Source organism: Lysinibacillus sp. 1 U-2021, assembly GCF_029916965.1.
In the GTDB taxonomy this organism is placed as follows: domain Bacteria; phylum Bacillota; class Bacilli; order Bacillales_A; family Planococcaceae; genus Lysinibacillus; species Lysinibacillus capsici.
In genome coordinates this window covers 3,299,335-3,322,954 of record NZ_CP123966.1, presented here as the reverse complement: position 1 = coordinate 3,322,954, position 23,620 = coordinate 3,299,335, and the positions used below count along the sequence as shown (strand labels likewise).

General features: G+C 37.6%; 25 protein-coding genes and 1 pseudogene. 7 read left to right on the top strand and 19 right to left on the bottom strand.

Annotated elements, in window-relative coordinates; translation table 11 throughout:
• Window positions 1-4 precede the first annotated feature (4 nt).
• Window positions 5-310 (bottom strand): DUF4870 domain-containing protein, encoded by a 306-nt coding sequence (locus QH639_RS17145; protein WP_048395538.1) that lies wholly within the window; start codon window positions 308-310, stop codon window positions 5-7.
• 125 nt (window positions 311-435) lie between these two features.
• On the opposite strand from QH639_RS17145, the gene QH639_RS17140 reads away from it, so the two are divergent.
• Together QH639_RS17140 and corA are read left to right on the top strand one after the other, a co-directional pair.
• Window positions 436-1,119 (top strand): class I SAM-dependent methyltransferase, encoded by a 684-nt coding sequence (locus QH639_RS17140; RefSeq protein WP_131521805.1) that lies wholly within the window; start codon window positions 436-438, stop codon window positions 1,117-1,119.
• 33 nt (window positions 1,120-1,152) lie between these two features.
• Window positions 1,153-2,115: a magnesium/cobalt transporter CorA gene (gene corA / locus QH639_RS17135; RefSeq protein ID WP_048395530.1), complete on the top strand. Its 963-nt coding sequence runs from the start codon at window positions 1,153-1,155 to the stop codon at window positions 2,113-2,115.
• A gap of 44 nt (window positions 2,116-2,159) precedes the next feature.
• Here the strand turns inward: corA and QH639_RS17130 are convergent, their stop codons facing one another.
• Window positions 2,160-2,369, bottom strand: coding sequence for a hypothetical protein (locus QH639_RS17130; protein WP_066038316.1), 210 nt, complete (start codon window positions 2,367-2,369; stop codon window positions 2,160-2,162).
• A 269-nt stretch (window positions 2,370-2,638) separates the two neighbouring features.
• On the opposite strand from QH639_RS17130, the pseudogene QH639_RS26530 reads away from it, so the two are divergent.
• Window positions 2,639-3,199, top strand: a pseudogene (locus QH639_RS26530) (protoglobin domain-containing protein); the annotation flags it as partial.
• Complete coding sequence (locus QH639_RS26525) at window positions 3,182-3,964, top strand: methyl-accepting chemotaxis protein (protein ID WP_481817330.1); 783 nt, start codon at window positions 3,182-3,184, stop codon at window positions 3,962-3,964. The pseudogene QH639_RS26530 and the gene QH639_RS26525, both read left to right, overlap by 18 nt.
• 37 nt (window positions 3,965-4,001) lie before the next feature.
• Here QH639_RS26525 and QH639_RS17120 read toward each other — a convergent pair whose 3' ends face one another.
• From QH639_RS17120 to adh, 5 genes are all read right to left on the bottom strand, one after another.
• Window positions 4,002-4,481: an acyl-CoA thioesterase gene (locus QH639_RS17120; RefSeq protein ID WP_004233566.1), complete on the bottom strand. Its 480-nt coding sequence runs from the start codon at window positions 4,479-4,481 to the stop codon at window positions 4,002-4,004.
• A gap of 69 nt (window positions 4,482-4,550) precedes the next feature.
• Window positions 4,551-5,978, bottom strand: a complete 1,428-nt coding sequence (locus tag QH639_RS17115; RefSeq protein WP_237898902.1) for an aldehyde dehydrogenase family protein — start codon at window positions 5,976-5,978, stop codon at window positions 4,551-4,553.
• A gap of 43 nt (window positions 5,979-6,021) precedes the next feature.
• Window positions 6,022-6,990 carry a DUF4003 family protein gene (locus QH639_RS17110; RefSeq protein WP_131521801.1) on the bottom strand — a complete coding sequence of 323 codons (969 nt, stop codon included), beginning with the start codon at window positions 6,988-6,990 and terminating at the stop codon, window positions 6,022-6,024.
• Window positions 6,991-7,427: 437 nt separating this feature from the next.
• Complete coding sequence (locus QH639_RS17105) at window positions 7,428-7,787, bottom strand: DUF779 domain-containing protein (RefSeq protein ID WP_237898903.1); 360 nt, start codon at window positions 7,785-7,787, stop codon at window positions 7,428-7,430.
• Window positions 7,788-7,808: 21 nt separating this feature from the next.
• Complete coding sequence (gene adh / locus QH639_RS17100; protein ID WP_004233561.1) at window positions 7,809-9,329, bottom strand: aldehyde dehydrogenase; 1,521 nt, start codon at window positions 9,327-9,329, stop codon at window positions 7,809-7,811.
• Between the two features lie 241 nt (window positions 9,330-9,570).
• On the opposite strand from adh, the gene rluF reads away from it, so the two are divergent.
• Together rluF and QH639_RS17090 are read left to right on the top strand one after the other, a co-directional pair.
• Window positions 9,571-10,272: a 23S rRNA pseudouridine(2604) synthase RluF gene (rluF, locus tag QH639_RS17095; RefSeq protein WP_131521799.1), complete on the top strand. Its 702-nt coding sequence runs from the start codon at window positions 9,571-9,573 to the stop codon at window positions 10,270-10,272.
• Window positions 10,273-10,299: 27 nt separating this feature from the next.
• Window positions 10,300-11,019, top strand: coding sequence for a DUF6904 family protein (locus tag QH639_RS17090; RefSeq protein WP_237898904.1), 720 nt, complete (start codon window positions 10,300-10,302; stop codon window positions 11,017-11,019).
• Window positions 11,020-11,060: 41 nt separating this feature from the next.
• On the opposite strand, the gene QH639_RS17085 is transcribed toward QH639_RS17090, so the two are convergent.
• The 12 genes from QH639_RS17085 to QH639_RS17030 form a co-directional block, all read right to left on the bottom strand.
• The gene (locus tag QH639_RS17085) at window positions 11,061-11,558 is read right to left on the bottom strand and encodes a cupin domain-containing protein (RefSeq protein ID WP_131521797.1); all 498 of its coding nucleotides are present in this window, start codon (window positions 11,556-11,558) and stop codon (window positions 11,061-11,063) included.
• A 115-nt stretch (window positions 11,559-11,673) separates the two neighbouring features.
• Complete coding sequence (locus tag QH639_RS17080) at window positions 11,674-12,381, bottom strand: ABC transporter ATP-binding protein (protein WP_048395515.1); 708 nt, start codon at window positions 12,379-12,381, stop codon at window positions 11,674-11,676.
• A complete protein-coding gene (locus QH639_RS17075; protein ID WP_131521796.1) occupies window positions 12,381-13,160 on the bottom strand; it encodes an ABC transporter ATP-binding protein in 780 nt (259 codons plus the stop codon). Before QH639_RS17075 ends, QH639_RS17080 begins: the two co-directional genes overlap by 1 nt.
• A complete protein-coding gene (locus QH639_RS17070) occupies window positions 13,160-14,095 on the bottom strand; it encodes a branched-chain amino acid ABC transporter permease (RefSeq protein WP_016992163.1) in 936 nt (311 codons plus the stop codon). Before QH639_RS17070 ends, QH639_RS17075 begins: the two co-directional genes overlap by 1 nt.
• A 12-nt stretch (window positions 14,096-14,107) precedes the next feature.
• On the bottom strand, window positions 14,108-14,983 hold the full coding sequence (locus QH639_RS17065) for a branched-chain amino acid ABC transporter permease (protein WP_131521795.1): 876 nt from the start codon (window positions 14,981-14,983) through the stop codon (window positions 14,108-14,110).
• A 146-nt stretch (window positions 14,984-15,129) separates the two neighbouring features.
• Window positions 15,130-16,350 (bottom strand): ABC transporter substrate-binding protein, encoded by a 1,221-nt coding sequence (locus QH639_RS17060; RefSeq protein WP_016992165.1) that lies wholly within the window; start codon window positions 16,348-16,350, stop codon window positions 15,130-15,132.
• A gap of 403 nt (window positions 16,351-16,753) precedes the next feature.
• Window positions 16,754-17,356: a class I SAM-dependent methyltransferase gene (locus QH639_RS17055; protein ID WP_237898905.1), complete on the bottom strand. Its 603-nt coding sequence runs from the start codon at window positions 17,354-17,356 to the stop codon at window positions 16,754-16,756.
• Window positions 17,357-17,443: 87 nt separating this feature from the next.
• Window positions 17,444-19,228: a CotH kinase family protein gene (locus QH639_RS17050; RefSeq protein WP_237898907.1), complete on the bottom strand. Its 1,785-nt coding sequence runs from the start codon at window positions 19,226-19,228 to the stop codon at window positions 17,444-17,446.
• Window positions 19,229-19,270: 42 nt separating this feature from the next.
• The gene (locus tag QH639_RS17045; protein WP_131521792.1) at window positions 19,271-19,954 is read right to left on the bottom strand and encodes a DUF4956 domain-containing protein; all 684 of its coding nucleotides are present in this window, start codon (window positions 19,952-19,954) and stop codon (window positions 19,271-19,273) included.
• 19 nt (window positions 19,955-19,973) lie between these two features.
• Window positions 19,974-20,675, bottom strand: coding sequence for a polyphosphate polymerase domain-containing protein (locus tag QH639_RS17040; RefSeq protein WP_131521791.1), 702 nt, complete (start codon window positions 20,673-20,675; stop codon window positions 19,974-19,976).
• A gap of 209 nt (window positions 20,676-20,884) precedes the next feature.
• Window positions 20,885-22,300, bottom strand: a complete 1,416-nt coding sequence (locus QH639_RS17035) for a sensor histidine kinase (RefSeq protein WP_237898909.1) — start codon at window positions 22,298-22,300, stop codon at window positions 20,885-20,887.
• On the bottom strand, window positions 22,284-22,970 hold the full coding sequence (locus tag QH639_RS17030; RefSeq protein WP_103119010.1) for a response regulator transcription factor: 687 nt from the start codon (window positions 22,968-22,970) through the stop codon (window positions 22,284-22,286). The genes QH639_RS17035 and QH639_RS17030 overlap by 17 nt, the downstream gene beginning before the upstream one ends.
• A gap of 219 nt (window positions 22,971-23,189) precedes the next feature.
• On the opposite strand from QH639_RS17030, the gene QH639_RS17025 reads away from it, so the two are divergent.
• The gene (locus QH639_RS17025) at window positions 23,190-23,522 is read left to right on the top strand and encodes a heme oxygenase (protein ID WP_048395499.1); all 333 of its coding nucleotides are present in this window, start codon (window positions 23,190-23,192) and stop codon (window positions 23,520-23,522) included.
• Window positions 23,523-23,620: the final 98 nt, after the last annotated feature.

Here is a 23,620-nt window from a genome sequence, read left to right as displayed (position 1 = left end):
AAAATTATACCCAGCGACCAACAATTGGATAACGCCAAGGTTCATCAGACAATGCTTTTACGATACCGATGATCGGTACCACAAATACCATAATGCCGAAAATGATTAAAAATGGTAAGCCAATAAGGACAAAGCTTAAACCAACAGAGATAGCAATTAAAACACCCATGACAATTTGGAATAGCAGTGCTTGAATAGAAATTGCCTTTACTTCCTCATCCGAACTAATTAAAAAGAAAATAATGGGCACTAACCATGGCGCAAAAAATGCACTTGCGTGTATGATTACTTTAGACCATTTAGTCTCCATCTATATCAACCCTTTCTTTGAACTTTATTCTATGTTTTATGTACTACTATTTACGGAACTATACCCGCAATAGTTTCACATTAAGAAAGATTTTTTAAAATTTTTTTGAAAGGCTGTGAGGAGCGTTGGAATTTAACAACACATTAGCAAATGAATATGAAAAGGGTATTCGCCGTACATTGCCTAGTTATGATGCCATGCTACGTTTAATACAAACTTTTTATCATTCTAGGCTATCAGAAAATGCTAACATGCTAGTCGTGGGAGCAGGAAGTGGCAATGAAATTATACAGCTTGCAGAAGGAAGACCTCACTGGTCATTCACTGGCATTGATCCATCAGAATCCATGCTTACTATAGCTAAAGAGCGTTTACTCACTCTTCCTAATGATATGTCATTCCATCAGGCTACAATACTTGATGCTTCGCTGCCTTCTACTCAGTATGATGCGGCAAGTTGTGTTCTCGTCTTGCATTTTATTCATGATTATAAAGAAAAGCTCGAAACAATAACAGAAATAGCAAGACATTTGAAACCTGGAGCACCATTTGTCCTTGTTTCAAAATATGGTCAGCTAGGCTCTTTAGAAACAGAACTACAATTTGATTTATGGCGTTCTTATTGGCTACAGCATACTAGACTTTCTTTATCCGATGTAGCAGAGATGGAAAAATCCATTCGTTCCCTTTCTTTTATGAGTGAAGAGGAAATTTTAACACTTTTACAAAGTGCGGGTTTTACTAAACCTTCTAGATTTTTTGCCACTACTTTGTTCGGTGGTTGGGTATGCTTTAAAGAGGAGCGCTAACAATTTTGTAGTAAATAATTTGAGGTGAAAACCGTGATAAGCACCATTGGCATTACAAAGCAACAACAATTGTTAAAGGATTTTCCATTAGAAGAGATACATCAGCAAGAATTTGAATGGTATTGGGTTGATTTTAATTGTCCTACAGCCGAGGAGGAATCATTGTTGGATACATTTTTCCACTTTCACCCTCTCGCTATTGAAGATTGCTTAATGAGGTTGCAGCGTCCTAAGCTCGATTTTTATGATGATTTTCATTTCTTTGTCATTCATCGGGTAAACGAAGAGACGTTAGCTGCGGAGGAGGTTAATATTTTTGCCTCCAATAAATTCATCATAACCTTCCATAAAAATCCTGTCCCTGAGATAGAGAAGGTGCAAAAGATGCTGGAAAACCAACCGAAGAATTGGGAGCGAGGTACTGTATACCTAACGTATCAAACTATCGATAAAATTGTTGACAGTTATTTTCCACTCGTTTACAAAATTGAAGATCATCTAAATGCTTTAGAAGGTGAACTTACATACCAAAGTAATGTAAATGCCATGAAAATTGTCTTCGAGTTCCGTAGTGACTTGCTTGACTTAAGACGTACTATTTTACCAATGCGTGATCTTTTATATCGCATTCTCAATTCTTACCGTTTCTCACTAAAAAAATCGGAGAGAGCTTATTTTGGAGATATCTACGACCATCTACTTAAGCTAACAGAGATGGTTGAATCTAATCGAGAGCTTACAGCAGACATGCGGGATAGTTATATGGCTATGAGTTCTAGCCGCATGAATGGCATTATGATGACTTTAACAATTGTATCTACTATCTTTATACCACTTACCTTCATTGCTGGTGTGTATGGGATGAATTTCGATAACATGCCTGAGCTACATGGGCAATACAGTTATTTTATTGTACTTGGGATTATGATAATTATCGTTATCTTTATGTTGGCTGTCTTTAAACATAAAGGCTGGTTTAAACTGTTTAAACCATAAAAAGACTGCTCGTTTTAATGAAAACGAGCAGTTTTTTTAATCTATTAATACGGTCCTCTGTCATCAATCTTATTATCACCCTGCTGTGGAAATAAAAAGTAGGCTAATACCCCTGATCCCAAAGCTGCACATATAGTAATTAATAATTGCTCAATATCTGGTACCTCAGCATGGTAGTTTCGTAGCATATAAACAGAACCAATGGCAACAATCACCATGACAGGAATAACAAATTTAAAACGTTTTTTCTCCATACCACCCCTCCTTCCATTTTTATTTTCGTACGATTTTTAGATTGCTAAACAGTTCGTATTTTACAGGTTTCCTATTTTAAATTCAAATTTACATCGCTTCACCATTTGGACTAACAATAAAGTAAAAAAATAAAGAAATATCCAATTTTTTAACCAAATATTCAGCAAATAATAGTAAAATAGATTTAATCCCATTTATTTATTAAATATACAAACCTAACAAATTTCAAAAGTGCTTATTTACTTACAATTTATTATGGATATTAAGAATGGAGCAAATAATAATGAGTTGGTTTTCAAAAAATAGTAGTTCTAGCTACGCAATTACATTAACACCTGAAAATTTTAAGAGCGGTGTACAGTTAGATGTATTGAACCACCCCAATCTTCAAAAACAATTACAACTTTTAAATTTAACACTTGAGGATTTAGCTATCATTAAGCAGCTACAGCCTTTAGCTAAAGACTTAATTCCTGAAATGGTGGAGAAATTTTATGCAGCCATTAGTTTGAGCCAAGATTTACTTGATATTATTAATAGAACATCACATATTGATCGTTTAAAAATCACGTTACATAAACATTTAAGTGACATTTTTGAAAGTCATATTAATGATGCCTACATTGCTGAACGAAAAGCCATTGCTGAGGCTCACGTTCGAATTGGCTTGCAGTCAAAGTGGTATATTGCCTCATTCCAGTCACTCACTACTACTTTTGCAAACTTTGTGAATGAGGTGGATATTTCTAAAACAGATGCTATTCGTGCTATAAACGCATTTTGTAAAATTATTAATTTTGAGCAACAACTCGTGATTGAGGCATATGAAAAAGAGGAAGAACGTATTCGCTCAGCAGCAGATGCAACAAAAAATTCCCTTGTAACGACGATCCAAAGTACTGCAGAGGAGCTTAATGCCATAAGTGAAGAAACAGCCGCATCATTATTAGTGATTTCCTCACAAACAGATGATATTGCTGTAGCGACCAAGCAAGGATTGAGCTTCGTAGCAGATACACAAGAAAAATCAAGACGGGGCCAACAGCAATTGAAAGAACAAAATGATTTAATCCAAGTTATTTTGCAAAGTGTCAATGGTCTTGAGGTAACGATGAACCAACTACGTACCTCTTCTCAAAAAATTTCTGAAATTGTTGGACTAGTTACAGGCATTGCTGATCAAACCAATTTATTAGCATTAAATGCTTCTATTGAGGCTGCACGAGCTGGCGAACATGGGAAAGGTTTTGCAGTAGTAGCTGAGGAAGTTCGTAAGCTTGCTGAGGAAACAAAAAATGCCGTCCAAAATGTTTCACATCTTATTAAGGAAACAGAAAGTAATATTACGACTATGGCTAATTCAGTTATTAATGTTGATCAAAAAATTCAACATAGTGTCAATACACAAGAAAGTTTATCCAAGTCATTTAATGATATTGCAGATGCAGTTTCTGGCATTCAGCAGCAATACGTAAATACATCTAGAGATATTTCTGCCATTTCCAATTTAATCACTGAATTATCACAGGGCGCTACGCTAGTCTCTTCTTCTTCCGACTCGCTCATTAATGTTGTCAATGAACTAAATATGTAAAATAAAAAAGGGAACTCATTTGGAGTTCCCTTTTTCCTTAATGCGGCAATGCACGTTTTTGTTTACGGTGCTCTCGTCTTGCTGGCCCAGTTTCAAATAAACGCTTCTCTTCATCTGTTTCAGGATAGATTGAGGGAACTGGTACGGGTTTCCCTTCCTCATTTACTGCAACCATCGTGACAAATGATTCTGTCGTTAATTTTTCCTCGCCAGTCTCAATATTGCGAGAAACAACGCGAACATAAACCTCCATTGAAGAACGTCCTGTAGACGAAACAATACTCTCGATTTCAAGAATATCTCCTACATGTGCAGCGGATAAAAAATCAACCGAATCAATAGAAGCTGTCACTACAAGGCCTTTCGCATGTTTCATTGCTGTAATAGCAGCAATTTCATCAATATAAGCTAACACTCTTCCACCGAAAATAGAATTGTGATTATTTGTGTCTGGGGGTAATACGAGACGCGATTGAACCGTACGTGATTGGCTCATGGGTACAGCGTTGTTTGGCATAATTCTTGCAACTTCCCTTCTCATGTTGTTCTTTCGTCATCGTATCGCAGAAAAAGAGCTGATGCAAATTTAGAACGATTTTTTCATCGAAATAAATTTCATATCAGTCATTTCTTCTATAGCCCACTTAATTCCTTCACGTCCATAACCACTCATCTTTACTCCACCATATGGCATGTTATCTACTCGGAATGTCGGAATATCATTAATAATGACAGCACCAGCCTGTAATTCATCTGCTGCATATAAAGCATCTGACAATATATTCGTGTAAATACCTGCATTTAGGCCAAGGTCCGACTCATTTACAAGTCGAATTGCGTCGTCTAATGTTTCATATGAAACAATTGAGACGATTGGTGCGAATGTTTCCTGACAAACAATTTTCATACCAGCTGACACATTCGTCATAACTGTTGGCGTTAAAGTACGTTCAGTAAATACGCCTCCAGTTGCAATCATAGCCCCCTGTTCTTGTGCCTCCTCAATCCATTCCCTAATACGTTCCACTTCATTTGGATTTATCATGGCACTAACATCTGTTGTCTTCTCTAATGGATCTCCTACTATAAGCTTTTCTGTTTCTGCAACAAATGCTTTAGTAAATTCATCAATAATGGAGGAATGCACATATATACGTTGTAACGAAATGCATACTTGTCCCGCAAAGTTAAAAGCACCGCTTACACAACGACTGATAATTTTATTTATCGGCGTAGATGGTTCGACAATTACTGCTGCATTAGAACCTAGCTCTAAAGTTACTTTACGTAAGCCTATTTTTTCTTTAATTTTCAAACCAACCTTACCACTACCTGTAAAGGTTACTTTTTTGACGTATGGATGTGTGACAAGCGTATCACTAAGCTCGCCTCCACTTCCTGTCACAATTTGTAATGCCCCATCAGGTAATCCTGCCTCTCGGAAAATTTCAGCCATAACGATAGCACTTAGTGGCGTTTGTGTTGCTGGCTTTAATACAACTGTATTGCCTACTGCAAATGCTGGACCTAACTTGTGTGCCACTAAATTGAATGGAAAATTAAATGGCGTAATGGCAGATATTACACCTAAAGGTTCTCTTTTTGTCCAGCCTATTCGATCCCCTGCTCCAGGGGCTGCATCCATTGGAACCGTCTCACCTTTTGCCTGTTTAGCTCCCTCAGCCGCAAATTGATAGGTTGCGATTGTACGGTCAATTTCAGCTAAACCTGCAACAATAGGTTTTCCAGCCTCCAAGGCTAAAATCTCTGCAAGTTCTTCTTTTCTTTGTCGCATCATATCAACAACTTTATATAATATTTCGGCACGTTCGTAGGCTGTTGTCTTTTTAAACGATTGGAATGCCTGCTGCGCACCTTCGATAGCTTTCTCTACATCTTGAATAGATGCTTTAGCTACATGAGCAATAACCTCACCGCTATATGGAGAAGCTAGCTCATAGCTTTCCTCTGCATCATGCCACTGACCATTAATCCAAAGTTTTGTATCCTTCATCCTTCAAATGCACCTCCAAATAATCATGTTCTTCTTTATTCTATCACGAAGAACTTGAACTAGACGCAATGGCAGCTGCACTAACCGCTGCAATCATTGCTGCTTGCTGTGCTTGGATTAATAGCTCAATAGAAGACATAATGGTCATGGACAAAGACTTTTGTACCTTTGCCATATCATAAATAGCAAATTGTACAGCCATAAAGAGCACAAATTCACGATGCCATTTTAATAACTTCATGTCTTTTAATTCATGGTATAAATCAATCAACCCTTGAAGTTGTGCTTTATCCAGGTTAAGTATGGCTAAAAAGCCAAGTAAAGGATAATGCATAGCCTTGACTTTAACGTTTTGCTTTTTGAGCCCATCACGAAGGGTTACAACATCGGGTACTAGCTGACCATCAAATTTGGGTGATAAAAATGTTAATACCTGTGAAAGCCATTGGAGCTCATTGCCAGCATTAAAATTATATGTTCTTAGTTCTTTATAGTATCGATTCATGGTATCCGCGCGCAATTCAACATCATCAGATGGACTGCTTAATAATATGGCATAAGGAATGTCCTCATAGGAGGTTAAAAATGGATGATGTTTACGTATAGCATCAAATAAGGCTCTTGCCACCTGTGCATGCGTCTTTTTATCCTGTTCATCCTCCGTCAAGAATTGTGCTCCGATATAGCTAAAATTGCCGCTTCTGAATTTCGCTTCCTTTAAGATGCTCACATTTGTAAGTAAATTCTTCACTGCCTTTTCTGCATCATCTTGCTCCATGAGATTGGCAGCAATACTATATCCAACGGTTGTCCGTAAAGGAGAAAGCCATGAAGATTGCTTCTTCATCTCTTGTAAAACATTTTTATACTTCATTGCATCAAAAGTTTTTCCTGAGGCTACAAATGTACTAGCAATAGCTAACACAATTTTACGGTCCACCGTCCAGCCTGCAGCCTTTGATACCTCCTCTACTGTATTGGCAAATTCATTTTCAATCATCACATAATCCATATTTATCACACTCCTTTACCCGTTTTACGTAACATAATGTGAGAAAGATTCACCCTCTTTGTAACAATTAACATAAAAAGTAAACATAATTTAATGTATGTTACTTACTTTATTTGATTTAATAGAAAATATTAACAACCTATAAAGGAGATATGGCCGATGTTAGCAAAAACCACAAAGAAACTATTATTTACCATGACCTTAAAGGATCGATTAAATCTATTCCTTTTCCTAAAAAATTCATCCAATAATATCGCTTTACATACTCTTTTCCATAAAAATTAATATCAAAACACTTGAACGCCCAAAATCAATATTCATCATTCCTATAAGAAAAGAGTCATGTGTCCTAAAGCCTCCCTTTCCATACAATAACTTTTCTACTTCCAGATAAAAAAACAGCGGCAGAAAAACTTTGCCGCTGTACAGATAATCTGTTAAATTAATCCTAGCTCTTGCAGCTCTTCAGATTTGAAGGCTCTTGACCTTGTTAGGAAACGTTTTCCTTCTACGCCCTCGAGTGAAAACATGCCGCCTCTGCCGTCCACCACATCCAATATGATTTGTGTATGCTTCCAGTAATCATATTGATTTTTGTGCATATAGAAAGGAGCACCACCCACTACACCAAGGCACACATCCTGATCTCCTATTAGCAAATCCCCTTCTGGATAACACATTGGTGAGGAGCCATCACAGCATCCGCCTGATTGATGAAACATAACGGGCCCATGTTTCCCTTTTAATAGATCGATTAGTGCTAGCGCTTCTTCCGTAGCTAATACACGTTCAACCACGCTCATGCACCTCCCTACGAATTAGAAGAAACCAAGTTTGTTTTCGCTATAGCTTACTAATAAGTTTTTCGTTTGTTGGTAATGCGCTAACATCATTTTATGATTTTCACGACCAACACCCGACATTTTGTAGCCACCGAATGCAGCATGTGCAGGATATGCGTGGTAACAGTTTGTCCAAACACGACCAGCTTGAATTTCACGACCGAAGCGATATGCCGTATTAATATCTCTCGTCCAAACACCTGATCCTAAACCATATAATGTATCATTCGCAATTTCCAATGCTTCCTCTTTCGTTTTAAATGTCGTGACAGCAACTACTGGTCCAAAAATTTCTTCTTGGAATATACGCATTTTATTATGTCCTTTGAAAACAGTTGGTTTAATGTAGTAGCCATTTTCGAAGCCTTCACCCACATTATTTTTGTCTCCTCCAATTAGACATTCTGCACCTTCTTGCTTACCAATATCTAAATAAGAAAGAATTTTTTCCATTTGCTCACTAGATGCCTGTGCACCCATCATTGTGTTTGGATCAAGTGGGTTGCCAACTTTAATGGCTTCTACTCGCTGTAATACGCGCTCCATAAATTTATCGTAAATAGATTCCTGAATCAGTGCACGGGAAGGACAAGTACATACTTCCCCTTGATTTAGAGCGAATAGCACAAAGCCTTCAACAGCTTTATCTAAAAAGGCATCATCTTTATCCATAATATCTTCAAAGAAAATGTTTGGCGACTTACCACCCAGTTCTAATGTTACTGGAATAAGATTTTGAGAAGCGTATTGCATAATTAAACGCCCTGTTGTTGTCTCACCTGTAAAGGCAATCTTACCAATGCGTGGATTTGATGCAAGCGGTTTCCCTGCTTCTAAGCCAAATCCATTCACAACATTAATGACACCTGGTGGTAGTAAATCTTCTATTAATTCTAAAAGCACCATAATAGATGCTGGTGTTTGTTCTGCAGGTTTTAATACGACACAGTTTCCAGCTGCAAGTGCTGGTGCAAGCTTCCATACAGCCATTAATAACGGGAAGTTCCAAGGTATAATTTGGCCAACTACGCCAATTGGCTCGTGGAAATGATAAGCAACTGTATCGTTATCTATTTGGCTTACTGAGCCCTCTTGAGCACGTAATACCCCAGCAAAATAACGAAAATGATCAATTGCAAGAGGGATGTCTGCATTTAATGTTTCGCGTACCGCTTTACCGTTATCCCATGTTTCAGCAACGGCTAGCTTTTCTAAATTTTGCTCAATACGGTCCGCAATTTTAAGTAAAATGTTTGCGCGTTCTGTTGGTGATGTTTTGCCCCATGCATCCTTAGCAGCATGTGCCGCATCTAATGCATGTTCAATATCCTCAGCTGTGGAACGTGCTATTTGTGTAAAAACTTGTCCAGTAACAGGAGTAACGTTATCAAAGTATTGACCCTTCACTGGGGGTGTCCATTCGCCACCGATATAATTATCATATTTCTCTTTGAATTGAACTACCGATCCTTCAGTGTTTGGAAATGCATAAACCATTTTACTTCTCCCCTTTACACAATTTAATGAGAACTATCTACAAAAAACGTTATTTTATATCGGAATAACAATATTTTCATAGAAACCCTCTCACCTAATATATTGTCAGAAACATAAAATAATTTCAACTTTTTCAAAAACTTTTCCAACTAATTTATTTTTGCTAGAAAAGCTTCTAGCATTCACTGTAAGTGCAACGTTAAGGTATACTTAAAAATAATATAAAATATAGGAGAACAATATGCGTATTAATAAATATTTAAGTGAAACAGGCATCATATCTCGTCGTGGCGCTGATAAATGGATAGCAGAAGGAAAGGTAACAATTAACGGAGAAGTGGCAACAGTTGGTAGTCAAGTTGAAACAGGAGACATTGTTTGCGTGGATGGAAAAGAGGTAAAGAAAGAACAACAGCTTGTTTACATTGCTCTAAATAAACCTGTCGGCATTACAAGTACGACAGAGCGTCATATAAAAGGCAATGTTGTTGATTTTGTCAATCATCCTCTACGTATTTTTCATATCGGGCGTCTTGATAAGGAATCAGAGGGGCTATTGTTATTAACGAATGATGGTGATATCGTCAATAAAATTCTACGTGCTGAAAATCATCATGAAAAAGAATACATTGTTCAAGTTGATAAGCCTATAACTGCTCAATTCATCCAAAAAATGGGTGCAGGTGTCGATATTTTAGATACAACAACCCTACCATGCCATGTGGAAAAGATTTCAGATAAAGTATTTAAAATCATTTTAGAGCAAGGCTTAAACCGCCAAATTCGTCGAATGTGCTCAGCACTAGGGTATTCCGTTAAGCGTCTACAACGCATTCGTATTATGAATATTAAGCTTGGTAATTTAAAGGTAGGGCAATGGCGTGATTTAACGGAGAAGGAACGAACAGAACTATTCAAACTACTCAATTACACACCAAAATAGATACATCCAAGGGGAGGGACGAGGACTATGATATCCATTCAAAGCACAGAACAACTAACAGGGGTAAGAATTAGCGCGGATTATTGGGATTTAAATGAACTAATTAATGCTATTTATAAAGTAACTGGTGACGAAAATAAATACTATGATTATCAGGGTCCTCGACTACGTATTTTAAGCGTTTGCTATAAACTAAGACATGCTATGCTTGGTGAGCATCACCTAGAGTTTGTTAGTAATGGACTTAATAAGAGCGTTCTAACACAACATGAACTCATCTTTCCAAATAAGAATGTCTATTTTTCAACAGACATTCTTTGGCCAGAAATTATCTTTAGTGCAATCGCATTAAATGATTTTATTGAACTGCACCAAAAATTAAACAATGCTTCTATATGGAATCATGAGATAGCTATTATACGCAAATTTCAAGCGGCTATTGCTGAATGTTTAGAGCAGGAGATAAGTGACGAAGATTATGGTGTGTTTTTAAAAATGTTACATGCTAAAAATCCCTTAACTTTCCGTTTTGCAACTCAATACGTGGATATTCTAAATCTAGAATATATTGAATTAAGTAAAGAGGAACGTCAGGCACATTTAGCTGCATTTGCTGTGCGATTACTGGTAGAGGACCATGAATATGTAGCATTAAAATCCCATCTAATGGAAGCAGCTATTGCAACGAAACAAGCATTACATGATATTCAAATTCAACTTAATTATCCTGAAGAAATATTGTGGTGAACGAATCATGCCGTCTCAAAATAATCGAGACGGCTGTTATTCTATTCAATTGTTTTGTAGGCCATTTTATAAATAACTTCCTGGTGCTGAGGATAATCTGCTAAAAGCTCTTCCTGTGTGAACAATTCAAAGTCCTCAAAGTCAAAGCCTGGCGCCACCATACATCCGACTAAACTAAACGTTTCAGATTCCTCCACCGACGAGCCGAAAATTGTATGCTTTGGTACTGCAAGCTGAGGGACTTCACCCGCTTCTATATTCAAGCCAAGCTTCTTCGCTTCATATGTCCCATCTGGGAAAATCATATGAACGGTTAGAGGGCTTCCTGCGTGATAATACCATAGCTCGTCCGATTGTAGACGATGAAAATGTGAGATATCCTGTGAGCGCAGGAGGAAATATATACTAGTATAAATTGGTCTCTGTACATCTCTCACTGCTATATCGTCCGATGCACGAAACGATGAAATGTAATAGCCCCCTTCAGGATGTTCGGCTAACTTTAAATGTTCAATAAAATATTGTGCTGAATACTTCAAAAAGCATCACTCCTTTTTTCAACCTTACCAAAAAGTAAAGTGGAAATGCTACCTCTGATTTTCTTTCAACATACAAGCCAAAAAGGACATCTCAGCATGAGATGTCCTACCATTTTTATAATCCGCCTAAATAAGCTGCCTTTACTTGCTCGCTCTCTTGTAGCTCTTTTGCTGAACCAGATAAAACAATACGCCCTGTTTCCAGTACATATGCACGGTTAGCGACAGATAATGCCATATTAGCATTTTGCTCTACAAGTAATACGGTTGTTCCTTCTTTATTAACCTGCTCAATAATATTGAAGATATTTTTCACCATCAACGGTGCAAGACCCATCGAAGGTTCATCCATTAATAACAGTTTTGGTTTTGCCATTAAGGCGCGCCCCATCGCCAGCATCTGCTGTTCCCCACCAGACAATGTACCTGACTGCTGTTTTCGGCGCTCTAATAATCGTGGAAATAACTCGAAAACATGATCCATATCTTTCTTAATACCTGCTTTATCATTACGCAGATACGCACCAAGCTCTAAGTTTTCCTCAACTGACATATTGGCAAAAACACGGCGTCCTTCTGGAACGTGAGAAATCCCTGATTTAACAATAGTCTGTGCCGCTTTCCCAGCTATCGAAAAGCCTTCGTATTCAATAATGCCACCTTTTGGCTTTAATAAACCTGACAATGTCTTTAAGAGCGTGCTTTTTCCAGCACCGTTTGCACCGATTAACGTTACAATTTCACCCTCGTTTACTTCTAAAGAGAGGCCCTTTAATGCTTGGATGTTGCCATAAAAAACATCGATATTTTGTACTTTTAGCATTAGCCGATAACCTCCTCACCAAGGTACGCTTCTATTACCTTTGGATTGTTGCGAATTTCTTCTGGTGTTCCGTCAGCGATTAATTGTCCGTGATCAAGTACGTAAATGCGCTCACAAATACCCATAACTAAGCTCATATCATGCTCAATCAGCAATATTGTTAAGCCGAACTCTTTACGAATAAATGCAATTAGCTCCATTAAATCATGGGTTTCTTGTGGGTTCATCCCTGCTGCTGGTTCATCCAATAAAAGCAGTTTGGGATTTGCCGCTAACGCACGAGCAATCTCTAAACGACGTTGCATCCCGTATGGCAAATTCTTAGCTAGCTCGTCTTTATAGACATCTAAGCCAAAGATTTTTAAGAACTCAATGGACTGTTGCTCCATTTCGGCCTCACCTTTGAAATGCATAGGTAAACGAAAAATAGAAGCCCACATAGAATGCTTTGCAAGTGAATGATTGGCTACCTTTACATTGTCAAGAACAGATAGCTCTTTAAATAATCGAATATTTTGGAACGTACGGCTGATCCCTTTCTGTGTAACCTGATAGGGTGCAAGTCCATTCAATTTCAGACCATTAAAAGTAATTGTACCTTCCGTAGGTGTATATACCCCTGTTAACATATTAAAGCTAGTTGTTTTCCCAGCTCCGTTTGGCCCAATAAGTCCTACCAACTCGCCTTGGTTAAGGTACATATTAACACCCTGTACTGCCTTTAAACCACCAAATTGAATACCCATATTTTCAACATTGATAAGAAGGTTTCCAGTCATTATTTCGTACCTCCCTTTTTACCAAACTTAAATAATTGTGTTATCTCTTTCGTTCCCATTAAGCCTGTTGGACGATAAAGCATCACGATAATTAATACTAAACTGTAAATAATCATACGCGTTTCTGGGAAGTTTGCTAGATAAGTAGACACGACTGTTAGGAAAATCGCTGCAATCACTGAACCAGAAAGACTTCCTAAACCACCAAGTACAACGTAAATTAAAATATCAAATGATTTTAAGAAACCGAATGTTGTCGGTTGGATAATGTAAAAGTTATGTGCAAAAATGGCTCCCGCTAGACCTGCGAAGAAAGACCCAATAGCGAATGCAACAACTTTATAGTAAGTTGTGTTAATACCCATCGCATCTGCTGCTATTTCATCTTCTCGAATGGAAATACACGCACGCCCATGACGAGAATTTGTAAAGTTTGAGATCACTAGAATCGTTAACACTACGCCAAAGAATGCGTATGTCCAGTTCGATAAATATTTAACCTGCATCCCTGCGGCGCCACCAACATAATCCGTATTTAAAAAGATAATACGAATAATCTCTGCAAATCCAAGTGTAGCAATCGCTAAGTAATCCCCTTTTAAACGAAGCGTTGGAATCCCTACGATTAAACCAGCAACTGCTGCTGCTACAGCCCCTAATAGGATGGCCAATGGGAATGGTAACATTAACTTTGTTGTAATAATAGCTGATACATATGCTCCCACTGCAAGGAATCCAGCATGCCCAATTGAAAACTGTCCAGTAACACCAATAACAATATGCAAGCTGACAGCCAACATGATGTTAATACACATTGTGATCAACATATTTTTATAGTACAAATCAATTACTTCTGTTGTAATCAACAATTGTACAACTGCATAGATGACTAGCGCTATTACGGCATAGCCCCAGAAAACTTTAGACTTTTTCATAAAACCGCTCACCTACACTTTCTCACGGGCGTTTTTACCAAAGATACCCGATGGTCTGAAGATTAAGATTAAAATTAAAATAACGAATGCCGCTGCATCACGCCATAACGAGAAGCCAAGTGCACTTACTAAGGACTCTACAACACCTAGTAACATACCACCAACCATAGCGCCTGGGATGATACCAATACCACCAAGAACAGCTGCGATAAATGCTTTAACCCCAGGAATAACACCCATTAACGGGTCAATTTTTGTATAATAAACCCCAAAGATAACACCTGCTGCGCCAGCTAAAGCTGAACCAATCGCAAACGTTGCAGAGATTGTATTGTCAACGTTAATACCCATTAAGCGAGCTGCATCTGCATCGTGGGAAACAGCACGCATCGCTTTACCGATTTTCGTTTTATGTACGATGAATTGTAAAAGAATCATCAGTACAACTGCGACTGATAAAATTAAGATGGAAGTACTACTGATTTGAACGCCAAAAATATCGAATGATTTATTTTTGAAAACTTCAGGATATGCTGCTGGTTGAGCACCTCTGAAGAAAATCGTTGTATATTCAATTAATAGCGATACACCTATCGCTGTAATTAAAGCTGCAATACGTGTCGCATTTCGTAAACGTTTATAGGCAATACGTTCAATTAATACACCAAAAATTGCACAAACTAACATCGCCAATAATAATGCTGGGAAGAAACCAAGCTCCCATTTAGCAATAGCGTAAAAGCCAATAAATGACCCAATCATGAAGACATCACCATGAGCAAAGTTAATCAGCTTGATAATACCGTATACCATCGTATACCCTAACGCTATTAACGCGTAGATACTTCCAAGTGAAATACCGTTCACAAGTTGCTGTATCCATTCCATGCGCATTCACTCCTTTAAATTTTCTGAAAATTGAAAAATAAGTACATAGATCGATACTAAAAGTTATGTTTTGCTCTACGATTCTAGTTATCTAACACACAAAAAAGGAAGGCGTGTTTACCCGCCTCCCCCTTGCTTACAAAACATTAAGGATTAACTTTAGAGTTGAACACTTGTTTACCGTCTTTAAATTCAAGAACTGTTGCTGTTTTAATTGGGTTATGATTTTCGTCAACTGAGAAAGTACCTGTTACTAAAGAAAGATCTTTTGTTGCAGCTAATTCATTTTTAATTGCTTCCCCATCTGTAGAGCCTGCACGTTTAATTGCATCAGCAATGTAGTAAATTGTGTCATAACCAAGTGCGTTGAATGCATCAGGCGCTTTGTCACCATTTGCCGCTTTAAATGCCTTTACGAAATCTTGAATTTTTTGATCTGGATCTTCAGCAGAATAGTGGTTTGTGATGAATGTGTTATTCAATGCATCCGCGCCAGCTAATTCAATTAAAGTTGGAGAATCCCAACCATCAGCACCCATCAGAGGTACATCAATGCCCATTTCGCGTGCTTGTTTAACAATCAAACCTACTTCTTCATAATATCCAGGGATAAAGATAAAGTCTGGATTTGCCGCTTTAATATTTGTTAATTGTGTACGGAAATCTGTATCCTTCGCTACATAAGCTTCTTCTTTTACAACTTTTCCGCCACTCTTCGTAATCGTTTCTTTAAAGGATTTTGCTAAGCCTTTTGCATAGTCTGATGCATTGTCTGCAAAAATAGCTACATTTTTCGCATCTAGCTCACCTGAAGCAAAATTAGCTGCTACAATCCCCTGGAATGGGTCAATAAAGCATGTACGGAAAGCATATTCATTAACACTGCCATCCTCGTTTACCGTGATATTCGGTGCTGTACCAGAACCCGTAACAATAGGAATTTTATTATCATTTGCAATTTGAACAGTTGCTACTGTATTACCTGAAGTTGCAGGTGCTAGCATTGCTACTACTTTATCCTGCGTTGCTAGTTTAATAGCAGCTGAAGTTGCTTCAGAGTTCTCTGATTTATTATCTACTTTAATCAGTTCAATTTTCTTACCATCAATACCGCCAGCATCATTAATTTCTTTTACAGCCAGTTCTGCACCTAGCCCAATAGAGGAACCATAAGATGCTACATTCCCTGAAAGCTCTAAGTTGGCACCGATTTTAATTGTATCGCCATCAGATGAACCTCCGCCTGATGATGAGCCTCCGCCAGAACTTGAATCGTCTCCGTTACCGCAACCAGCAAGAACACCAGCAAGTAATGAAGATGCTACTAAAAGTGAACCGAACTTCTTAAGCTTTTTGCTCTCTCTCATAATTAAATTCCCCCTGAAAATTTCTCAAATATTAGATATTTCTGATAATTATAAACAATTAAATTCATTTACTCAATAGCCAAAATAATTATTTATAACTATCTAAAAACAAAAGAAAATATTATTCATATAAGCCTTTTTCATTGTAAAACATTCTTTATATTTAGTCTAGAGTGATTTTTCAGTATAATTAGTTATTTGTGAATTATCTTTTAATTCAAACTATATACTAGTACAAAACTATCAGATGAAATTGTTTTTTCAACATAAAGTCTGCATAATTTATAGAACCTCTTCCTCTATTACAATTATTTCCCTGAAAATAATCAAAAGAATACGAATAACTAATTGCTTATATCTGTACTGCTAACAGGAAAAAGCTTAGAGTGGGTTTCCCCTTACTCTAAGCTTTTTTTAATTCAAAGACACAAAGGCGCTCATTAATATTTGTTTCATTTTCTAACTGCACTTCATGAAGCAACTCAAATGGTGTTCCATGATGTAAAAATTGTAAATAATCGTAAGGCGGATAATATAAAATTATATGAATATCTCTCATTCGTTGCTCATAGGATTTCCAAATATTATGAATGACCGCGCGAAAAATATGGATGGAAAAGGGATTAAAAAAGAAAAACACATTATCACGGGACTTTATTTCATATGATTCGGCTATTGTATGAATAAACTTAATAGGGGCATGTGCTCTCATTTTTTGAAGATAACTACGTTTATTTTCTTCAGCCTCCGTATAAAACCCTGCATCCATTTCTATCCCAATGGTTGGTATATGGAACTTATGATGCACATAAATAGGAACTCGCCCTTTTCCGCACCCCATATCAATAAATACTGGATTGTCAGGCATCTGATACGCAGCGAATAATTGCTCCAATCCACTGTAGGGTGTAGGCTCATAACGATGATAGTGTGCAAGCTTAGGAAAGCCATATTGCTCTCCCACTGTGTTTATATGCAAATGTTTATCAAATTGCTGTTCATTCATATGAAAGGACTCCTCAGAAAAGAATGATTTATTTTAACACGATAAAAAGCAAAAACCATACCCAAAGATATTGGATATGGTTATTTTCTAACGACCTCTACGTTTAAATTTAACAACAAAGAGAAGTGCAAGAAGGAGTAGCACTAGGCATGTAATGGCTGTAAACATTGTATTTTTATCAATAACAGGCTCGAGATTCGCAGCTTCACTATTCGCCCCAGGCATTCCCATTGGGGCTCCATTTCCATCAGGAGGTTGCATTTGTTCTCCATTTTGTCCATTTCTCGGACCCTCGCCCTCTCTATTAAAAGGTGGGCTCTTTGATGGATCAAAGTCCTCTGGTAGCTGACTTGGATCAAAATCATCTGGCATCCAATCCATTTCACCATTTTCACTTGGTATTGGCATACCCATATTGCCCTGAGAAGACGTAGATGCTTCCACAACAAGCTCCCCAGACAGTTGCTTTAATATAGATTCTGAGCGCTGATTGGCAAATTCCGGCAAGCTATTTTCACCTTCAACTGCTTCTAAAAACTGCTCCGTAGTAGAGAATTTGGTTGGATCCGCCTCCACATAAGTAGTTAATAAGACAGCTAACTTTTTAGTAATGGATTGCACATACTCTTCTGTTAAATAAGTTGTCGCTAGTTCTTCTAAATAACCTTCATATTTGTCACGATATTCATCATTCGAAAGCAATGCCTTCAAGAGTGGCCGCTCCTCTAATGTTGTGCCAGAAACAGGCGTTGTCACACTAAAATTAATAGCACTATCATTTAATAGATTGCCCGACATGCCCATTCCCATGTCAACGCCGCCACCTCGTTGTTGCTGCATACCCCTATCACCAGTTTGATCGGGTTGTTCATTGTTTTGTGCCACTGGTTTTTCCATATTAGTAGTAGCGTCAGCTTGATTGTCACCGTTTCCTCCTGCTATTCTACCGCCTCCAGCCCCAAAGCCACCAAAGGACATGTTGTAATCCCAAGGAATAATAGAAAACACACCGTTCTGTTCATATAAATAATAGTTATGTTTCATATTCCCTTGATAACTATCTAAATTCACAAGTGCTGTGTTGACGGCAAAATAACGTAACATTTCATCCACATCGATATACTTTTCTATGTCTCCACCATTATTAATTGCGTCTAGCATTTCAACTAATTTGGATTGATTAATAGTACCTTCATTTGTTTTTAATCCGATACCTGTATAGTCTTCGATATCGTCGCTTATATATTTTAAATCGCTGCCTGTCCCATCTGGCTTAAATAAAAAACCATCATTAGAGCCGTAATTATTAGCCAGGAATGTCTCATCCACAGCTTCTACCCCTAAGAACAAACCCCGCTCCTCACCATTCACTGTGACATACATATAGGAGTGTGCTGGTGTTGGTAAACCCATTTGCTCCATCAGTTCATAGGAGATATACTCTCTCATTAATGTAGCGTCACTATAATTATTATTTAAATTTAATTTTTTTAAGCCATACAAGCTTTGTGTATCATCATAATAATCAAAATCGATTTTTAAGCTATAGCGATCTGAGTCACTATTGACAACCGATCGTAATGATAGATTGCCCTTTGTACGAATAGCAACATTCTCAATTTTCTTGCCGTTTACTGTAATATCTGCTTGTTTTAATTCTTCAGCAGAAGCATTTTCGAGCATGTCAGCCCAATCTTCCTCAGCAATTTCAATATCAACTCTTGTTACTTTATTTTTATTAAATACTATATTCTCATAGGAGAACTCAGAATTTTTCGTTTCAATGCCTACATTCGGAAGTACAGCATATATCACGACAAAGAGAAGGAGTAAAATCACCATGCATAGATAGACAATTCGTGTTTTAATCATAGCCGTCACCTCTCATCGTAGTTCTATTTGTTAATGAGGTCATTACGCTGTGAAATTCCCATCATAGCTCAGCATAATAGCTGATTTTACACCAGCTACCTTTGTTAGTTCATCCATCAATTTTGCATCATTTTGTTTTACACGAATTTCATAAGTTGTTTCGATTTCATTCTGTTGCATAATGGATTTCGATTTGAGAGCGAATTTTTTCGTTTGCGCAGCAATAATTCGCTCAATTTCAGCATTAGCCAATTCCTCTTCAAACTTTACAATCAGTAAATACGGATTTTCTACCGTTATTTTATTAACGAATATTAGCAATACAAGTCCGATTAAAACAGCACCAATAATCACTAATGGAATAAAGCCAGCACCACATAAAATACCTGAAACAATTGCCCAGAAAATATAGACTAAATCCATGGGATCCTTAATAGGTGTACGGAAACGTACAATAGATAAGGCACCAACCATACCAAGTGACAGCAGAACATTTGAACTGATTCCCATAATCACTAGTGCTGTTGCCATTGTCATTATAAGCAGTGAGATATTGAAGGAATGTGAGTAAATGACTCCATTAAAGGTCTTCTTATAAACAGCATAAATGAAAAGCCCAATAAAAAACGCGACTACTAAACCAATAATTGAATCGATTAATGAAAACGAGGTTGTTTTTTCTAAAAAGTTAGATTTAAAAATATCACTAAATTTAATTGTATCCATTGTTCATTCTCCTTTATTATTAGCCATACATACGACTAAGTTGATATTTTGAATAGGCCTCCGCACGAGTATCCACTGACTGTAGTAAATATTTGATGATGTCTGGTAGATATTCATCGTACTTTACCTCTAAAATTACAAGATTAGGCTCCAGCACATCGACCATAGGCAAGTTTTGATTAAACATATCCGTGTTGCGTAGACTCGATTGCACCTTACTATCAAATGTCACACGCACATTGCCAAACGGATAGATATAGGCTTCTCGCTCGTAATCCACTACCGTAGTAGGTCGCAACTGGTTGTAATTCATCTCATGATATAAATCTCGAATTAGCGCTCGGTCATCATTCTCCATCCATGCTATCTCGCCAATACGTAGTTTTTCATACTCAGCTTGAGATATTGAACATTTTGTTTTAAAGGTCACATTGTTACGCTTACTCTTCCGCTCAAGATTTATAACATCACTAGACTTGCCGTATATGCGTACTCGATATTTATCTCGATTAATAAAGCCTTCTTTTTTCTCATTTAACACTTTATTAGCAAAATTATCGAAGTACGTACTACGAATCAAATATTTACCGTCTAACCCAGCATGATGATCTCGCTGCATAACATGCTGAAGCCTGACTTTTAATAATGCATAATCTGGATAGGAGATCGCTTGTTTTATTTCTTGGCGACCATTTGGATTAAATGAAGTAACTATTGGCATTTCATCACTCTCCCTACTTGTATTAGTGTCAGACTGACGAACCTTTAATGCTGCTCGTCCCTTTGTTCATTTCCCGTCTCCATCGTTTACTATAAAGGGCTTTTGTGTCAGGCAGATGTCAGCTTTACAAATTCTTCAACTCTCTTTTACAAAACAAAGCAGATTTCTGGGAGACGGATTAAACCAACACTAAGAAGGCTACTACGCTCTTATAGCGTAGTAGCCTTTTGCAATACTAATTCAAAATGTGTTCCAGAGGGATTGCTTTCAATTAATCGCAAATCGCCCCCAAGAGATTGGGCCATCATTTTACTAAGTGGTAATCCTAAACCCAAGCCGCGAACAGTATATTTTTTATTTTCCCCTCTATAAAAGCGCTCAAAAATAAATGACTGATCCTCTAGAGGGATTCCTTGTCCTGTGTCCTTCACCATCACTGACAGAGCCTCGCCATGTTCTATCAACCTCAAGGTTATTGTTCCTTTGTCCATCGCCTGTTTAGCATTGGTTAATAGGTTTGTAATGATCTGTTGGATACGAACAATATCTATCTGTACAAGCACAGGTTTTTCTAACAAATGTAAACGGACTTTTACATGTTCATCTTCCTGCATGACTTCCCACTGTGCCACCGCCTCTCGTAGTAGCTGATTAACATCTACTGACTCTATCTGCACAGGAATAGCATCGACAGCAAAATGGTTAAAGGCAAGTAAGTCACCAACCATTGTTTTCATTTTTGTCGTTTCGACCATAGCCATTTCAATGAATTCTATAGCATCCTGTCCCGTTACAACACCATCTTTTACAGCCTGTAATAAACCACTTATAGAGGTGACAGGTGTTTTCAATTCATGGGTGACACCTGCTAGTAATTCCGTTCGAGTTTTCTCCAGCTGTTCTAATTTATTTGCCATATTTTTGAAGGAGGAAACAAGCTCATAGATCTCCTTTTCCTTACTATATTGAGGCAAATCAATTGCATAATTGCCTTCCTGTACATGCTTGGCAGCCTCAGCTACTTGTTTAATGGGATGGGCCAAACGCTTTGACAGAAAGTAAATAGCGATCCAGCCTAATAATGCTAGTGCTCCAATTAATATGGCAAGCTGTCCATATGCTTGGTTAACTCTTGTTAAATTCTCCTTCTTCTCCATCACCAGGGCCCAGCCCAATAACTCATGATTATTTTCTATCTTTCTTTTCACTATATATTCAGGTTCAAGTCCATCCTTTATTTCCTTAGTACCTTCTTTTCCATCTAACATTTCAGCTACATTTTTAGCACTACCAGGGGGTACAGGACGGTTGCTAGTCAGTATATTTCCCTCTGTATCTACAACATACAAAATCGGATCGATCTCTTTCATATTAAAACGCTGACGATCCCCTATGAAACCTGGAATACCATTTATAGGTCCATTATTAGGATTTGTTGTATCCGTTAAACGATAGACCGTCTCGTCTGCTAAAAACTCCATTAATTCTAATCGATTTTCAAATGTTGTATGTCGAATCCACGCTGCTGAGATTAAAGATATAATAGCTAAGCCTATAAAAAGTGTCAGTAAATATCGGCTCGTCCAATATTGAAGTAAGGATATTCGCTTATTTTTTTTGAACACTTAGCTGATACCCCAATCCACGTAGTGTCTTTATTTCTCCTTCCGCTTCATCCCATTCTTTTAAAGCCTTCCTAAGCCTCTTTATAGCTAAATCTACAGCACGATCACTACCCTCATACTCCCATCCCCAAACTTGATCTATAAGCTGATCCCGGGTAAACGTTTGATTGGGGTGGTCAGCTAAAAACATGAGCACTGATAAATCCCTTGGCGTTAATACAATCTCTTCTCCACCCAAAAGCACTTTATGCGCTTTACAATCAATCACTAGAGACCCATACTGCTTACTAGTAGCTGAATCAGAACTACCTACAGCACGTCTTAAAACAGCCCTCACTCTTGCAACAACTTCATCTGCGATAAAAGGCTTGGCAATATAATCATCTGCCCCATGATCAAACCCCTCTAGACGGTAATTAACCTCACCTAATGCTGTTAACATGATAACTGGGCAAGTACTTCGTTCTCTTATTTCTTTTAAAATGGACCAACCATTTTTTTCTGGTAACATAATATCTAGCAACACTAGATCTGGCTGTGTTTCACGAAACATGACCAAGGCTTGACCACCATTGAAACATTGTGTCACACTATAACCCACTTTTTGTAAATACACCTTTAAAACCTGGCTTATTGGATATTCGTCTTCTATTACTAGAATGTTTGCCAAAGTCAATCACCTCGCTACTAGTTCACTCTTATATTCATTATAGCACTGGATTATGTCAGTTAAATGTCAGCCTATCCATTACCCATAAACTACTAGCACAGATTATATAGAGGACATCTATTGACAATGTCTTCCTCAGCCACTTATCATTGAGTGCGAATGATAATCAATGATAATTCATTCAAAAACCTAGTAAATGAAATTAAGGGGGGTAAAAGCATGATTATTGTAACGAATCGTATTCAAGTAAAACCCGGTTTTGCTGCGAGAATGGCACCAAATTTTACAAAGCCAGGGCCTCTGCAACAGTTTGAAGGCTTTCATAAAGTAGAGGTATTAATTTCAACTGATGATCCTACTTATGATGAAATGAGTGTTAATATGTATTGGGAATCTAAGGAGCATTTCCAAGCATGGCGTAATAGCGATGCATTCGCTGCAGCCCATCAACGCCCAAATTCGGGCTCTGAGGGAGAAAAGGCTGACAGTCCAATTATCGGCAGCAAAATAGTGGTGGCGGAATTAGCTTCTTCTATTGAAGCCTTAAATTAATAAACGACGATTAAATTACTTATACATTATCTTCTGATTCTATCTAAAAAGCCCTGCATGTTGAACGATCATGCAGGGTCTTTTTTTTTGATATAAGA